General features: G+C 72.7%; 13 protein-coding genes and 1 riboswitch. Of the genes, 9 read left to right on the top strand and 4 right to left on the bottom strand.

What is annotated here, in order from left to right; all coding sequences use genetic code 11:
* Nucleotides 1-2 precede the first annotated feature (2 nt).
* Nucleotides 3-500: a hypothetical protein gene (locus ACXVGS_RS16810; RefSeq protein WP_458533860.1), complete on the bottom strand. Its 498-nt coding sequence runs from the start codon at nt 498-500 to the stop codon at nt 3-5.
* Between the two features lie 161 nt (nt 501-661).
* Here ACXVGS_RS16810 and ACXVGS_RS16805 point away from each other — a divergent pair, with 161 nt between their 5' ends.
* Nucleotides 662-1,498, top strand: a complete 837-nt coding sequence (locus ACXVGS_RS16805; protein ID WP_458530891.1) for a serine hydrolase — start codon at nt 662-664, stop codon at nt 1,496-1,498.
* Nucleotides 1,499-1,523: 25 nt separating this feature from the next.
* Nucleotides 1,524-1,970, top strand: coding sequence for a homing endonuclease associated repeat-containing protein (locus ACXVGS_RS16800; RefSeq protein WP_458536236.1), 447 nt, complete (start codon nt 1,524-1,526; stop codon nt 1,968-1,970).
* Here ACXVGS_RS16800 and ACXVGS_RS16795 read toward each other — a convergent pair.
* A complete protein-coding gene (locus ACXVGS_RS16795) occupies nt 1,948-3,186 on the bottom strand; it encodes an FUSC family protein (RefSeq protein ID WP_458530889.1) in 1,239 nt (412 codons plus the stop codon). The two genes, ACXVGS_RS16800 and ACXVGS_RS16795, sit on opposite strands and share 23 nt — an antisense overlap.
* A 139-nt stretch (nt 3,187-3,325) precedes the next feature.
* Here ACXVGS_RS16795 and ACXVGS_RS16790 point away from each other — a divergent pair, with 139 nt between their 5' ends.
* The 5 genes from ACXVGS_RS16790 to ACXVGS_RS16770 all read left to right on the top strand — a co-directional run bounded on the left by ACXVGS_RS16790 (nt 3,326) and on the right by ACXVGS_RS16770 (nt 8,311).
* Nucleotides 3,326-4,297: a polysaccharide deacetylase family protein gene (locus ACXVGS_RS16790; protein WP_458537213.1), complete on the top strand. Its 972-nt coding sequence runs from the start codon at nt 3,326-3,328 to the stop codon at nt 4,295-4,297.
* Nucleotides 4,298-4,368: 71 nt separating this feature from the next.
* Nucleotides 4,369-4,486: riboswitch (SAM riboswitch) on the top strand.
* 98 nt (nt 4,487-4,584) lie between these two features.
* Nucleotides 4,585-5,910, top strand: coding sequence for a bifunctional o-acetylhomoserine/o-acetylserine sulfhydrylase (locus tag ACXVGS_RS16785; RefSeq protein ID WP_458532634.1), 1,326 nt, complete (start codon nt 4,585-4,587; stop codon nt 5,908-5,910).
* Between the two features lie 96 nt (nt 5,911-6,006).
* Nucleotides 6,007-7,017, top strand: a complete 1,011-nt coding sequence (locus ACXVGS_RS16780) for an aldo/keto reductase (protein WP_458530887.1) — start codon at nt 6,007-6,009, stop codon at nt 7,015-7,017.
* On the top strand, nt 7,017-7,601 hold the full coding sequence (locus ACXVGS_RS16775; protein WP_458535114.1) for a TetR family transcriptional regulator: 585 nt from the start codon (nt 7,017-7,019) through the stop codon (nt 7,599-7,601). Before ACXVGS_RS16780 ends, ACXVGS_RS16775 begins: the two co-directional genes overlap by 1 nt.
* A gap of 104 nt (nt 7,602-7,705) precedes the next feature.
* Complete coding sequence (locus ACXVGS_RS16770) at nt 7,706-8,311, top strand: TetR/AcrR family transcriptional regulator (protein ID WP_458530885.1); 606 nt, start codon at nt 7,706-7,708, stop codon at nt 8,309-8,311.
* A gap of 48 nt (nt 8,312-8,359) precedes the next feature.
* Here ACXVGS_RS16770 and ACXVGS_RS16765 read toward each other — a convergent pair whose 3' ends face one another.
* Nucleotides 8,360-9,220, bottom strand: a complete 861-nt coding sequence (locus ACXVGS_RS16765) for an SDR family oxidoreductase (protein ID WP_458530884.1) — start codon at nt 9,218-9,220, stop codon at nt 8,360-8,362.
* Nucleotides 9,221-9,254: 34 nt separating this feature from the next.
* Entirely contained in the window at nt 9,255-9,800 is a 546-nt protein-coding gene (locus ACXVGS_RS16760) for an NAD(P)H-dependent oxidoreductase (RefSeq protein ID WP_458537212.1), read from the bottom strand.
* A 164-nt stretch (nt 9,801-9,964) separates the two neighbouring features.
* Between ACXVGS_RS16760 and ACXVGS_RS16755 the strand changes: the two genes are divergently transcribed.
* The gene (locus ACXVGS_RS16755) at nt 9,965-10,549 is read left to right on the top strand and encodes an antibiotic biosynthesis monooxygenase (protein WP_458537211.1); all 585 of its coding nucleotides are present in this window, start codon (nt 9,965-9,967) and stop codon (nt 10,547-10,549) included.
* 105 nt (nt 10,550-10,654) lie between these two features.
* The coding region (gene hrpA, locus ACXVGS_RS16750; protein ID WP_458537210.1) for an ATP-dependent RNA helicase HrpA at nt 10,655-14,475 on the top strand (3,821 nt) is incomplete at its 3' end.

Genomic DNA, 14,475 nt, shown 5'->3' with positions numbered 1-14,475 from the left:
GGTCAGCCGCGGAGGCTGCGCGCCTGCATCGGCTTGGGAGCCGGGGGGATCCGCACGTCGATCCGCCGCGGCGCGGCGCTGCGGCCCTGCTGTACCAGCGCCGCGACCCGCTCCCCGGGGCGACGGCTGCTCTGGTCCTCGATCACGGCCTGCAGCAGCTGGCGCAGCACGTCCAGCTGACGGCACTGCACGACGAGGTGGACGAGGTTGCGACGCGTGTGGTCGGGCTGCTGGGCGGGGCCGACGCCGGCCTCTCCCTCGTCGTCCTCGGTGACGACCAGGCTGCGCAGCTCCTCGGCCAGCGGGGCGCGGCAGTCGAGGTCCATCTGCCAGCCGGCGTCCTCGTCGCGGCGTCCGCGCAGGATCGGGCGGCCCTCGCTCGGGACCAGGGTCAGCGACGTCGGGTGCTCGGTCTCCAGCGCGGCGATGAGCCGGTCAAGTCCCGGCACCTCACCGTGTGCCTGCGCCGTGCCGACCTGTCCGATCCCCTGACCACCCATGGCGGGATCCTGCCGCCCCGCGGGGGCGCGTGTCCGAGATATCGGACAAGAACCACCACAAGTGACTAGTCACCCGAGCCGCACTGAAAGCGGCCAACTGGCCACAGACCCACGCGACCCTTGGCCCCCGTCGTGGCTCGCTGGGGCCTAGCCTGAGCGCCATGGCAGCAGGGTGGGAGGGCGACACCGACGCCCTGGCGCAGGTGACGGACATGCAGTGGTCGGTCCGGGTCCTCGACGCGGTCACGCGCCAGGAGCTGTATGCCGTGTCCCCTGACCTCCTGCTGCCCACCGCGAGCGTGGGCAAGGTCCTGCTGCTGCTCACCGTGGCGGCGCAGCTCGAGTCCGGCGAGCTGACCCCGGCGATGCCGCTGCTGCGGGCCCCCGAGGACGCCGTGGCCGACTCCGGACTGTGGCAGCACCTGACCGCCGACGAGCTGTCCGTGCACGACCTGGCCACGCTCATCGGCGCGGTCAGCGACAACTACGCGACCAACGTGCTGCTGCGCGCCGTGGGCCTGGACGCCGTCGACCGCACCACCGACGCGTTGGGGCTCAAGGCAACCCGGCTGCACGACCGGGTCCGTGACCGCCGCACCGCCCAGGACCCGCCCACGCTGTCAGAGGGCACCGCGAGCGAGCTGGCGGACCTGATGGTCGAGCTCCACCACGGGGAGGCGATCAGCCCGGCGGTGTCGGAGCGGGTGCTGGGCTGGCTCGCCGCCGGCGCCGACCTGTCGATGGTGCCCGAGCCGCTGCACCTCGACCCGCTGGGGCACGCCGACGGCGACCGGGGCGTGCGGCTGTGGCACAAGACGGGCACCGATGACGGGACCCGGGCCGACGTCGGCCTGCTGCAGGCAGGAGAGCGGGCGCTGGCCTGGGCGGTCCTGTGCCGCTGGGACCCCGCCGGGCCGGACCGGCGGGACGAGGCGCTCGCGGTGATGCACGCGATCGGCGCAGCCCTGCGCGAGCAGCTCGGAGACGCACTGCGATGAGGCCGACCAGACAGGGAGTGACGCCATGACCGAGGGCACCGACGAGGGCGCCGGGCGGCACCGCGAGATGGCCGACGGGCAGGTGCTCGACGCCCTGCGCCGGGCAGCCGCCGACGTCGGCGCGCCCATCTCCGCCGAGCGCTACGAGCACGTCTGGCGTGACTACGACGGGGTCTCCAGCGCCCGGCTCATCCAGCGGTTCGGCTCATGGAACGCCGCCTGCACCGCGGCCGGACTGCCCACGAACGCCGGCCGCACGGCATACCGGCGGGGCTGGTCCGACGAGCAGCTGGTGGCCGCGGTCGCGGACTACCTGCGCTCGGACGGCGCGAGCGGCAGCTACGCCGGCTACGACGAGTGGGCCCGGGCGACGGCGGACGCCCCGAGCGCCAACACGGTGCGCAACAACCTGGGCGGCTGGGCCAACGCCAAGGCCGGGGCGCAGGCGCTCATCGCACGGGACGGCGGCTGAGCCGGCGCCGGCGCTCGGCCTGCTCGCGCTCCCACTGCTGCCGGCGGTGCCGCCGCTCATCGAGGTCGAGCTCGCGCAGCACGCGTTCGACCGCCGCGAGCAGTGACCCGCGCAGCAGCCACAGGTTCGGGCTCTCGCGGGCGTCGACGAGCAGCAGCTCGGTGAGGAACGCCCGCGTCTCGCGCAGGCTGTCCAGCGCGTCGGCCAGCGTCCCCTCGGAGCCCTGCACGCTCGGGTCCCCTTCTGCGCGCACCAGGGAGCCGTAGGCCCGCAGCGACCCGGCGAGGTCATGCAGCAGCGCCCCGAACGCGCCGAGCAGCTCCGTCGTGTAGGCGCTCTCCGGCCCGGCGTCCTCCTCCTGCAGGCCGTCGGCGATCGAGCGGAACAGCGCCCGAAGCGAGACCACACTGTGCTCGAGGGCGTCCAGGCCGCTGCGCAGCATCGGCGTGGTGTCGGCGGTCCGGACCGCCCGCGGGTTGAGCCGCCGGCTCTCGGCCAGCTCCACGATCGCCCGGTCGGCGGCGTCCACGCGGTGCGACAGGGCGCGGAAGTCGCCCAGCCAGCTGTACGCCTGGTCCCGGCTCGCGCCCTGCGGCAGCTCGTCGCCGACCCGGTCCAGCAGCGCCGCGGCGTCGGTGGCCACCTGCTCCACCGCGGCACCCGCCGAGCCGACACGCACCGGCTGCGGGAGCAGCACGTTGACGAGGATGCCCACGCCCGCGCCGACCAGCGTCTCGCCGATCCGGTAGGACGCGGCCACGTCAGCGGTCGAGCTGACGCCGAGGATGAGCATCGCGCTGATCGGCGCCTCGAGCAGGTGCTCGCCCAGCCGCACCAGGTGCCCGACGAGGAGCGCCAGGGCGATGACGATGCCCAGGCTCCACCACGTCAGCCCCATGACGTTGGTCAGCACGACCGAGATCAGCACCCCGGACAGCACGCTGGCGACCCGGCGCAGCCCTGCGGTGAGCGTGGAGAACAGGGTCGCCTGCACCACCAGCAGTGCTGTGAGCGGGCCGGTCAGCGGCGGCGTCGGCTCGTGCAGCACCGCGACCGCCACCACGTAGGCCACGACCGCCGCGAAGGTCAGCCGCGCCGTCCGGGTCAGGATCGCCCGACCGTTGCGGTGCCACACGTCCCGGGCGCCGCGCAACGCTGACCGCACGGCGGCGGCCGTTCCCGGGGTGTAGGTCGGGCCGTGGCGGGGGAGCGTCACAGGACGAGGATGGCGGTTGCGCCGTCCGCTGTCAGCCGCAGGGTCCTCAGACCCTGCGCGTGGGGACGAATGCCTCTCGCGGGCGGGTGCCTGCCGGCGCACCGTGGAGCCACGGACGTCAGGGGAGAGGTGGTCGCCGATGCGCAGCCCACGGCAGGTCGCGACGCTGGCCCTCACCGTGTCCGTGCTCGCGGTGACCGCAGCCTGTGGCGGCTCCCCGGGGACCGGGGCAGCGCGTCCGTCCTCCACCGCCGGTATGCCGACCACGTCCGGCCGGCCGGCCACCTCCGGGCCGGCGACGAGCACCACGGGCCGCCCCACGCCGACGTCCACCCGGACGAGTGCACCCAGCCCGTCGACCCGCGCGAGCGTCACGACCCGGCCGACCAGCACTCCGCTTCCGACGGCTCCGGCACCGACGCGCACCACCCCGCGGCCGCCGACCACCTCGCCTCGGCCGGCGAACCCCGGGCTGCCGGCCCACCTGCTCGGCACCGTGGTCTCGCGCGTCCCCACGACGTCGAAGGTCGTCGCGCTGACTTTCGACGCCGGCGCCAACGGTGACGGCGTCCCCGCGATCCTGGCCACGCTCAAGGCCCAGCACGTGCCGGCCAGCTTCTGCCTCACCGGCGACTTCGTCCGCGCCTTCCCCGCGTTGTCCCGCCAGATGGCGACCTACGGGCGGATCGGCAACCACACCGACAACCACCCGCACCTGAGCACCCTGTCCGACGCCGCGGTGCGGACCGAGGTGAGCGACGGCGCCGCGGCGATCACCGCGGTGACCGGGCGCAGCCCCAGGCCGCTGTTCCGCTTCCCGTTCGGGGAGTACACCGCGCACACGCTGTCCCTGGTCAACGGCATGGGCTACGTCGCCGTCGGCTGGACCATCGACACCCTCGGATGGAAGGGCACCTCCGGCGGCCAGAGCGCCGACACCGTCGTGGCCCGGGTCCTGGCCGCGCGCACCCCCGGCGAGATCGTGCTCATGCACGTCGGGTCCAACCCCGACGACCACACCACCCTCGACGCGGACGCCCTGCCCCGAGTCATCAGCCAGCTGCGGGCAGCCGGATACTCGTTCGTCACGCTCTCGGCGCTCGGCATCTGAGCGGAGCGCCGGCGTCCGCCATGAGAGACGGCCGTTCCAGCGGCCGGGAGCGCGGCCTAATGTCGGTCACAGGTCATGAGTGTCAGCGCCAAGCCCCGGCTCGCTGACCGGCAACCCTCCACCGCGGTGGGGTGCCCCGGGTGAGGACCAGGCGGTGCGCCACAGGACGGCGCAACGCAAGCGCGGAGACACCCTTGGTGGTATCCCCGCACCTCGCGTGAGGTGCGCCCCGCACCTCTCGCGACCACTCGTCATACGTGAGAAGTGCTGAGAGGCAAGGGAACCCGATGACTGACACCACCCCGAACTGGTCCTTCGAGACGCGGCAGGTCCACGCCGGCCAGGTCCCCGACGAGGCGACCGGCGCGCGGGCACTGCCCATCTACCAGACCACCTCCTACGTGTTCCGCGACACCGACCACGCGGCGAACCTGTTCGCGCTCAAGGAGTTCGGCAACATCTACACGCGGATCATGAACCCCACCCAGGACGCGGTGGAGCAGCGGATCGCCTCGCTCGAGGGTGGCGTCGGCGCGCTGCTGGTCGCCTCGGGCCAGGCCGCCGAGACGCTGGCGATCCTGAACATCGCCGAGGCCGGCGACCACGTCGTGGCCAGCCCCTCGCTCTACGGCGGCACCTTCAACCTGCTCAAGCACACGCTGCCCAAGTTCGGGCTCGAGGTGACCTTCGTGGCCGATCCCAACGACATCGAGTCGTGGAAGGCCGCGGTCCGCCCCAACACCAAGCTGTTCTTCGCCGAGACCATCTCGAACCCCAAGTCCGAGGTGCTCGACATCGAGGCGGTCGCGCGCGTCGCCCACGAGGCCGGGGTGCCGCTGGTGGTGGACAACACGATCGCCACGCCCTACCTGATCCGCCCGCTGGAGTGGGGCGCCGACGTGGTCGTGCACTCGGCCACGAAGTACCTCGGCGGCCACGGCACGGCGATCGCGGGCGTCATCGTCGACGGCGGCACGTTCGACTACGGCCGCGATCCGGAGAAGTTCCCCAACTACAACACCCCGGAGGAGAGCTACCACGGGCTCGTCTTCGCCCGGGACCTCGGCGTCGGCAGCCCGCTCGGGGCCAACCTGGCGTTCATCCTCAAGGCGCGGGTGCAGCTGCTGCGCGACCTCGGGTCGGCGATCTCGCCGTTCAACGCCTTCCTCATCGCCCAGGGCGTCGAGACGCTCAGCCTGCGCCTGGACCGGCACCTGGAGAACACCCGCAAGGTCGCGGCGTTCCTCCAGGGCCGCGACGAGGTCGAGCGCGTGGTGTGGGCCTCGCTGCCCGAGCACGAGAGCTACGCCAAGGCGCAGAAGTACAGCCCCAAGGGCGCCGGCGCCGTGCTGGCGTTCGAGATCCAGGGCGGCCTCGAGGCGGGGAAGCGGTTCGTCGAGGCGCTGACCCTGCACAGCCACGTCGCCAACATCGGTGACGTGCGCTCGCTGGCGATCCACCCGGCGTCGACGACCCACTCCCAGGGCCCGGACAGCGACCGGCTCGCCGCCGGCGTGACGCCCGGGCTCGTGCGCCTCGCGGTGGGCATCGAGCACATCGACGACATCCTCGCCGACCTCGAACAGGGGTTCACCGCGGCCAAGGGCGCCTGACCTTCGACTTCTTGCGGGCAGACGACTGACAAAAGTTGACATCTGTCAGTTGTCAGCGCATGGTGGAGCCATCCCCCAGCACCGGAAGGCTCCACCATGCGCACCCGCACCCTCGGCTCCGCCGGCCCCGTCGTCTCGGCCCTCGGCCTCGGCGCGATGGGCATGTCCGACCTCTACGGCCCCGCTGACGAGGCCGAGGCGATCGCCACCATCCACGCTGCGCTCGACGCCGGTGTGAGCCTGATCGACACCGGTGACTTCTACGCCTCCGGGCACAACGAGATGCTCATCGGCCGGGCGCTCAAGGGCCGCGACCGCGACCAGGTGGCCCTCAGCGTCAAGTTCGGCGCCCTGCGTGGTCCCGACCGCAGCTGGCTGGGTGTCGACGGCCGCCCCGCCGCGGTCAAGAGCGCGCTGGCCTACACGCTCCAGCGCCTGGGCACCGACCACATCGACACCTACCGGCTGGCCCGCCTCGACCCGCACGTCCCGATCGAGGAGACCGTCGGCGCCATCGCCGAGTGTGTCGAGGCCGGCTGGGTCCGCCACGTCGGCCTGTCGGAGGTCGGCCCCGACACGATCCGGCGCGCGGCGGCCGTGCACCCGATCGCCGACCTGCAGATCGAGTACTCCCTGGTCTCGCGTGGCATCGAGGCGCAGATCCTGCCGACCACCCGCGAGCTAGGCATCGGCATCACCGCCTACGGCGTGCTCTCCCGTGGGCTGCTCAGCGGCCGCTGGAGCCCCGAGCGCAAGATGAGCGCCGGTGACTTCCGGGCCTACAGCCCCCGCTTCCAGGGCGAGAACCTCCAGCAGAACCTGCGCCTTGTCGAGGCCCTGCGCGAGGTCGCCGAAGCCAGGGGCGCGACCGTTGCCCAGGCCGCCATCGCCTGGGTTCTCTCCCGAGGTGAGGACATCGTGCCGCTGGTCGGCGCACGTCGTCCCGACCGCCTGGCCGAGGCCCTCGGCGCCCTCGACCTCGACCTGAGCGCCGACGACCTCGCCGCGCTCCAGGCGGCTGTGCCGGCCGAGGCGGTGGCGGGCACCCGCTACGACGCCCAGCAGATGGCGTTCCTGGACAGCGAGCGCCGGACCGTGGACGCCTGATGGCCGAGGCCCTGACGGCTGAGCAGGTGCTCGTGGCGGCGGAGGACGTCCTGCGCCGCTACGGCCCGGCCAAGGCCACCGTGGTCGACGTCGCGCACGAGCTCGGCGTCAGCCACGGCAGCGTCTACCGCCACTTCCCGAGCAAGGCCGCGCTGCGCGACGCCGTGTCCGAGCACTGGCTGGCGCGCCTGTCCGACCCGCTCGAGAAGGTCGTGGCCTCGAAAGCGCCTGCGCCGCAACGGATCCGCACTTGGGTCAAGCAGCTGAGTGCCGCGAAGCGCCGGATGGCCCTGGAGGACCCGCAGCTGTTCGCGACCTATCACGAGATCGCCAGCGGGTCCCGGGATGTCGTGCGGGCCCACGAGGCCACCCTCGCCGACCAGCTCAGCCGGATCATCGCCGACGGTATGTCGCGTGGGGAGCTCGCGAGCGCCCTCACCGCAGAGCAGGCCGGGCAGGCGGTCTTCCACGCCGTGATCTGGTTCTGCCACCCCGCCCACGCGGGGGAGTGGGGCGGCCCCGGCGTCGAGCAGGCCCTCGACCGGGTCTGCACGGTGGTGCTCGACGGGCTGCGCCCGCGCTGACCCGCGGTTCCTCGACTCCGGTGAAGACTTCACCACACCCGGGTGTGCCGAAGTCTTCACCGTGTCCACGGCGGGGCAGTGATGGCCGGCCCTATCGTGACCGCATGCCCCAGAGCCACGCCCGCGCCGCCGGCCGCCCCCGGTCGCCGGAGAAGGAGGCGGCGATCCTGCGGGAGGCCCTGCGCCTGCTGTCGACGCAGGGCTACTCCGGCATGACCCTGCAGCTGGTCGCGGACGCCGCCGGCGTCAGCAAGTCGACCATCCACCTGCGCTGGCAGACCAAGGCCGACCTGGTCACCGCCGCGCTGGAGGCGATGCGGATGGTCCACGCCGACGCCGGCAGCGGGGACACCCGCGCCGACCTCGTGGCGATCCTGGAGGACTTCGCGACCACGGTGCAGCAGGTCAACGGGATGGCCCTCATCGGGACCTGCCTGGCCGAGGAGGCGCGTGCCCCTGAGCTGTTGCAGCTGCTGCGCGAGCGCACGGTCCTGCCCCGACGGGCGCTGCTCCGCGAGGTGCTCGACCGGGCGGTGGTTGCGGGTGAGCTGGTAGCCGGGGCCGACCTCGACGCCGCGGTCTCCGCGCTGCTCGGCCCCTACTACGCCGACCACCTCGCGGGCCGCGTGGCACCGGGATGGGCGCCCGCGGCGGTGGACCTCGTCCTCGCCGGCCTGCGCCCTGCGGGCGGGAGCACGGCGAGGGGCTGACCACTGCCCCTCCGTGTGGTCAACCCCTCGCCGCGGGCCTGGTGGCGGTCAGCCGGCGTCGACCCCGGTCAGCTCGGCGCTGACCTCCCAGAGCCGCCGGGCGACCTGCGGGTCGTACGACGCCGGGCTGGAGCGCCTCGCCTTCTTCCGCACGAAGTACCTCCCGCTCACGCCCTCCACCTCGGGTGAGGACGCGAGGTAGACCGAGGTCTGCGCCCCGCGCTCCGGGCTCAGCATGAACGGCCGGATCACCGGCAGCATCACGCGGAAGAGCGTTGAGCTGTCCTCCTGGCCGAAGCCCGTGCGCACCACGCCGGGGTGGAGCGCGTTCGCCGTGACCCCCGTGCCCTCGAGCCGGCGGGCCAGCTCGTAGGTGAACAGCACGTTGGCGAGCTTGGACTGGTTGTAGGCCCGCTGACCGCTGTAGCTGCGCTCGCCCTGCAGGTCCTCGAAGTCGATCCGGCCCATGGCCTGCGCGCCCGAGCTCACCGTGACCACGCGGGCCGGTGCGCTCGCCTCGAGCAGTGGCCGCAGCAGGTGGGTCAGCAGGAACGGCGCGAGGTGGTTGAGCGCGAACGTGCGTTCCAGTCCGTCGGCGGTCACGTGGCGGGTGGCCCAGAAGCCGCCCACGTTGTTGACGAGCACGTCGAGCCGGTCGTGTCCAGCGGCAAAGTCCGTTGCCAGGCGCCGGACCTCTGCCTGCGAGGACAGGTCGGCGACCATGCCCTCGACCCGGTCGTTGCCGCTGTCCCGTCGCAGCGCCTCCACGACCTGGCTGGTCTTGTCCGCGTTGCGGCCCACGAGCGCCACGGCCGCGCCCGACGAGGCCAGGGCCTGCGCCGTCGCCAGGCCGATGCCGTGCGTGCCGCCGGTCACCAGGATGGTCCGGCCTGTCATCGAGGTGCTCATCTCACGGACTCCTCCACGTTGGCGGGAACCGGGGTCAGGCCGCCCGGGCCCGATCGATGGTGAGGAGCGCGCGATACTGCAGGGCCCGCCGGTCCAGCTCAGCGTCGGGCATCGTTCGGACGCCGTGCAGGACCATCGGCTCGGCCATCGGCATGCCGCACAGGTGGGCGGTGGCGTCCAGCGGGCGCATCAGCTGCTCCATGGTGAAGCGGTTGTACCCACCGTCGGCATAGGCCTCCTCCGGCCCGCCGGTCGAGGTCACGACCTGCAGCGTCTTGCCGCGCAGCTTGGTGCCGTCGGTCCCGTAGGCGAAGCCCCACGTCAGCACCTGGTCCATCCACGACTTGAGGATGCCCGGCACGGAGTACCAGTGCCACGGGAACTGCCACACGACCGTGTCGTGCTCCAGCAGGAGCTGCTGCTCCCGGGCCACGTCGATGCGCCCGTCGGGGTAGGCCGCGGCGAGGTCGTGGACGGTGACGCCCTCGAGGTCGCGCACCGCGTCGGCGAGCCGGGCGTTGACGCGCGAGCCCTCCAGGTCGGGGTGGGCGAGCAGGACGAGGGTGCGGTGGGCGGTCATCGGCAGCGCTTCCGGTCGGGGGCTGGAGTAGACAGATCTGTCTGTCGAGCAAGCATAACCGCACCGACTGGTTCGGTATTCCGGGTGGCCGGGGCCGCCGTGACCGTCACCACCCCGCCGGGGTGCCGGAGCAGGCCGTGGGGTCCCGGACAATGGAGCACGCCATGACTGCACCCACCGAGCTCGCCCCGCCCACCGCCGACGGGCCCGTCACCGTCGCCATCACCCGCCGTGTCGCCGCGGGGGACACCACCCAGATGATCGCCTGGGTCCGGGCGGGGACTGCGATGGCCGAGCTCTTCCCTGGTTTCCTCGGCGCGGGGTGGGTCCGTCCGGGGGACGCCTCCGACGAGTGGCACATGCTCTACCGGTTCGCCGACCAGGAGAGCCTGCACGCCTGGGAGACCTCCACCGAGCGGCAGTGGTGGCTCCGCTCGGGTGAGGGCCTGGTCGAGCACAGCCGCGCCGAGCGCCGCACCGGCATCGAGGGCTGGTTCGACCCGCCGGAGTCCACGACGGTCGAGGCGCCGGCCGGGCCGAAGCCCCCGCCCCGGTGGAAGCAGGCGCTGCTCATCTGGATGGCGTTCTTCCCCGTCAACCTTCTCGCCACACTCACCCTGGGGGCCCTCGTCGTCCACTGGCCGGTGGTGCTCCGGGTGCTGTGCATGACTGTGGTGCTCACGCCGATCATGACCTACCTCGTCCTGCCGACCCTGACGCGGCGGCTCGACGGCTGGCTGCACCGCTGAGCGAAGGGTTGTCAGGGTCCTGGCCCCGACAACTCTCAGGGGTGGTGGACCGCAGTGCCAGAACTCGGTCGAGGGGCGCGCGGGCCGCCACCTATCCTGAGACCCATGTCCGCCGAGCCCTCCCCCCAGCCGCGGCGTGCCCGCGGCCGGTCGCGCTCGTCGGGCCAGCGGTCCCCGGGCTCGCGCCGGCCGGACCGGCTCACCCCCGAGCAGCGCGCCGAGCGTGACGCCGCGCGGCAGGCCGCCCGTGAGGCCCGTATGGCGCGCCGCCGGGCCGCCATGCCGACGGTCACCTACCCCGAGGACCTGCCGGTCGCCGCCCGCAAGGACGACATCGCCGCGGCCATCCGCGACCACCAGGTCGTGATCGTCGCGGGGGAGACCGGCTCGGGCAAGACCACGCAGCTGCCGAAGATCTGCCTCGAGCTCGGCCGCGGCGTCGAGGGTCTCATCGGGCACACCCAGCCGCGCCGGATCGCCGCCCGCTCGGTCGCCGAGCGCATCGCCGAGGAGCTGGGCACCGAGCTCGGCACCGCGGTCGGCTACCAGGTGCGCTTCACCGACCGCTCCAGCGACGACACCCTGGTCAAGGTCATGACCGACGGCATCCTGCTCTCGGAGATGCAGCGCGACCGCGACCTGCGCAAGTACGACACGATCATCATCGACGAGGCGCACGAGCGGTCGCTCAACATCGACTTCATCCTCGGCTACCTCAAGCAGCTGCTGCCGCGCCGGCCCGACCTGAAGGTCATCGTCACCTCGGCGACCATCGACCCCGAGCGGTTCGCGCGGCACTTCGCCCGCGACGGCGTGCCGGCGCCGATCATCGAGGTGTCCGGGCGCACCTACCCCGTCGAGGTCCGCTACCGGCCGCTCGCCGGCGAGACCCGGGAGGAGGACCGCGACCAGGTCACGGGCATCTGCCAGGCCGTCGAGGAGCTGTGGACCGAGGGCAGCGGGGACATCCTCGTGTTCCTCTCCGGCGAGCGGGAGATCCGGGACACCGCCGACGCCCTGACCGGGATGTCGTTGCCGCACACCGAGATCCTGCCGCTCTACGCCCGGCTCTCCGCGGCCGAGCAGCACCGCGTCTTCGGCTCGCACACCGGGCGACGGGTCGTGCTCGCCACCAATGTCGCCGAGACGTCGCTGACCGTGCCCGGCATCCGCTACGTCATCGACGCCGGCACCGCCCGCATCTCCCGCTACAGCCAGCACACCAAGGTGCAGCGGCTGCCGATCGAGCCGATCTCCCAGGCCAGCGCCCGCCAGCGGTCCGGCCGATGCGGCCGGGTCGCCGACGGCATCGCCATCCGGCTCTACTCCGAGGAGGACTTCGAGAACCGGCCGGCGTTCACCGACCCGGAGATCCTGCGCACCAACCTGGCCTCGGTCATCCTCCAGATGACCTCCCTCGGGCTCGGCGACATCGCCCGCTTCCCGTTCGTCGACCCGCCCGACTCCCGCCAGATCAGCGACGGGGTGCGGCTTCTCGAGGAGCTCGAGGCGATCCGCCCGGAGGTGAGCGACCCCCGCAAGCGGCTCACGGCGTACGGCCGGTCCATCGCGCAGCTGCCGCTCGACCCGCGCCTGGCGCGCATGGTGCTGGAGGCCGATCGCAACGGCGCGTTGCGCGAGGTGCTCGTCATCGTCGCCGCACTGTCGATCCAGGACCCGCGCGAGCGACCGGCCGACAAGCAGCAGCAGGCCGACGAGTTGCACCGGCGCTTCGCCGACGAGCACTCCGACTTCATCGCGCTGACCAACCTGTGGGGCTACCTGCGCGAGCAGCAGAAGGCGTTGAGCGGCAGTGCTTTCCGCCGGATGTGCAAGGCGGAGTACCTCCACTACCTGCGCGTGCGCGAGTGGCAGGACCTGCACAGCCAGCTCAAGCAGGCGTGCAAGTCCCTGGGCCTGCAACCGAACGAGACACCCGCCACACCGGACCAGGTCCACCAGTCGTTGCTCGCCGGGCTCCTCTCGCACATCGGCCTGCGCGACGTCGAGAAGCGGGAGTACCTCGGCGCCCGCGGTGCACGCTTCGGCATCTCGCCGGGCTCGTCGCTGTTCAAGAAGCAGCCGCAGTGGGTCATGGCCGCCGAGCTGGTCGAGACCACGCGGCTGTGGGCCCGGGGCAACGCCCGCATCGACCCGGCGTGGGTGGAGAAGCAGGCCCAGCACCTGGTCAAGCGGCAGTACTCCGAGCCGCACTGGGAGCGCAAACGCGCCAGTGCAGTCGCACTGGAGAAGGTCACCCTGTATGGCGTGCCCCTGGTCGCCGGGCGCAAGGTCGGCTACGGGCGGGTCAACCCCGAGGAGTCCCGCGAGCTGTTCATCCGGCACGCCCTCGTCGAGGGGGACTGGGACACCGAGCACCGCTTCTTCCACGACAACCGGGCGCTCATCGGGCGGCTCGGCGAGCTCGAGGCGCGCGCCCGCCGGCGTGACCTCATCGTCGACGACGAGACGCTGGTTGCCTTCTACGACAAGCGGATCCCGGCCGAGGTCGTGTCCGGGCGGCACTTCGACTCGTGGTGGAAGCAGACCCGGCGCGAGCAGCCGGACCTGCTGACCTTCACCGAGGACCTCCTGGTCACCGACGAGGCCGGGGCCGTCAGTGCCGACGACTACCCGCAGGTGTGGCGACAGGGCGCGATCGAGCTGCCGGTGAGCTACCAGTTCGAGCCCGGCACCGCGGCCGACGGCGTCACGGTGCACGTGCCGGTCGACGTGCTCAACCAGGTCGAGCCGGAGGGCTTCGACTGGCAGGTGCCCGGGCTGCGCCACGACCTGGCGACCGCGCTGCTCAAGTCGCTGCCCAAGGCCATCCGGCGCAGCTTCGTGCCGACGCCCGACCACGCGGCGGCCGCCCTCGCTGACGCCGACCCGGCTGGCGGGCCGATCACCGACGAGCTGGCCCGGGCGCTCAAGGCGCGCACCGGCACCGGCATCGACCCCATGGACTGGGACTGGTCGCGAGTGCCCGACCACCTGCGCATCACCTTCCGGGTCGAGGACCGCCGGCGGAAGGTGCTGGGGGAGGGCAAGGACCTCGAGGCGCTCAAGGCCCGACTTGCGCCGCAGGTCCACCAGACGATGGCTCGCGCCGCGTCAACGGTGGAGCGAAAAGGCCTGCGGCAGTGGGACTTCGGGGACCTGCCGGCGACGTTCGAGCGCAAGTCGGGGGAGCGGGTCATCCAGGGCTTCCCGGCGGTCGTCGACCACGGCGACAGCGTCTCGGTCGAGGTGCTGCCGACCGCGGCCGAGCGCGACGCGGCCAGCCGCCTCGGCGTGCGCCGGCTGCTGCTGCTCAACGCCACGGCGCCGTGGAAGCGGGTGCTGGCCACCCTGACCAACGCCCAGAAGCTCACCCTCGGCAACAACCCTCATGGCAGCGTGCCCGCCCTCCTGGAGGACTGCCTGGCCTGCGCGGTGGACTCCCTCGTGGCCGAGCGGCCCGGCGGCACGGTGCGCACCCCGGCCGAGTTCGAGGAGACGCTGGCCGTGGTCCGCCAGAACGTCGTGCCGCGGGTCCTCGACGTGGTCGCGTTCGTCGAGCCGGTGCTGCTGCGGGCCCGCGCCGTCGAGGTGGCCCTGTCCGGGCTGGCCAGCCCGCTCGTCGGGGCGCTCAGGGCCGACCTGACTGCCCAGCTCCAGTCGCTCATCCATCCCGGGTTCGTGGCGGAGACGGGCTACTCGCGGCTGCGTCACCTCGAGCGCTACCTGCGCGCCATGCTCGTGCGCATGGACAAGGCCCCCGGCGAGCTGGCCCGCGACGCCGAGCGCCTCGCCGTCGTCGAGCGCGTCCAGGCGGAGTATGCCGACCTGCTGGCCTCGCTGCCGCCCACCCGTCGCGCCGCGGACGACGTGCGCGACCTGCGCTGGATGGTCGAGGAGCTGCGGGTGAGCCTGTTCGCGCAGAC

Source organism: Oryzihumus sp. (assembly GCF_054325275.1).
The sequence above is the reverse complement of the archived record's forward strand: the minus strand, read 5'-3'. Positions and strand labels throughout refer to the sequence as shown.

Coding starts and splice junctions, on each gene's coding strand:
- ACXVGS_RS16755 (WP_458537211.1), top strand. CDS start 9,965: ATGACTGCACCCACCGAGCTCGCCCCGCCCACCGCCGACGGGCCCGTC.
- ACXVGS_RS16805 (WP_458530891.1), top strand. CDS start 662: ATGGCAGCAGGGTGGGAGGGCGACACCGACGCCCTGGCGCAGGTGACG.
- ACXVGS_RS16765 (WP_458530884.1), bottom strand. CDS start 9,220: ATGAGCACCTCGATGACAGGCCGGACCATCCTGGTGACCGGCGGCACG.
- ACXVGS_RS16790 (WP_458537213.1), top strand. CDS start 3,326: ATGCGCAGCCCACGGCAGGTCGCGACGCTGGCCCTCACCGTGTCCGTG.
- ACXVGS_RS16800 (WP_458536236.1), top strand. CDS start 1,524: ATGACCGAGGGCACCGACGAGGGCGCCGGGCGGCACCGCGAGATGGCC.
- ACXVGS_RS16760 (WP_458537212.1), bottom strand. CDS start 9,800: ATGACCGCCCACCGCACCCTCGTCCTGCTCGCCCACCCCGACCTGGAG.
- ACXVGS_RS16775 (WP_458535114.1), top strand. CDS start 7,017: ATGGCCGAGGCCCTGACGGCTGAGCAGGTGCTCGTGGCGGCGGAGGAC.
- ACXVGS_RS16810 (WP_458533860.1), bottom strand. CDS start 500: ATGGGTGGTCAGGGGATCGGACAGGTCGGCACGGCGCAGGCACACGGT.
- ACXVGS_RS16785 (WP_458532634.1), top strand. CDS start 4,585: ATGACTGACACCACCCCGAACTGGTCCTTCGAGACGCGGCAGGTCCAC.
- ACXVGS_RS16770 (WP_458530885.1), top strand. CDS start 7,706: ATGCCCCAGAGCCACGCCCGCGCCGCCGGCCGCCCCCGGTCGCCGGAG.
- ACXVGS_RS16780 (WP_458530887.1), top strand. CDS start 6,007: ATGCGCACCCGCACCCTCGGCTCCGCCGGCCCCGTCGTCTCGGCCCTC.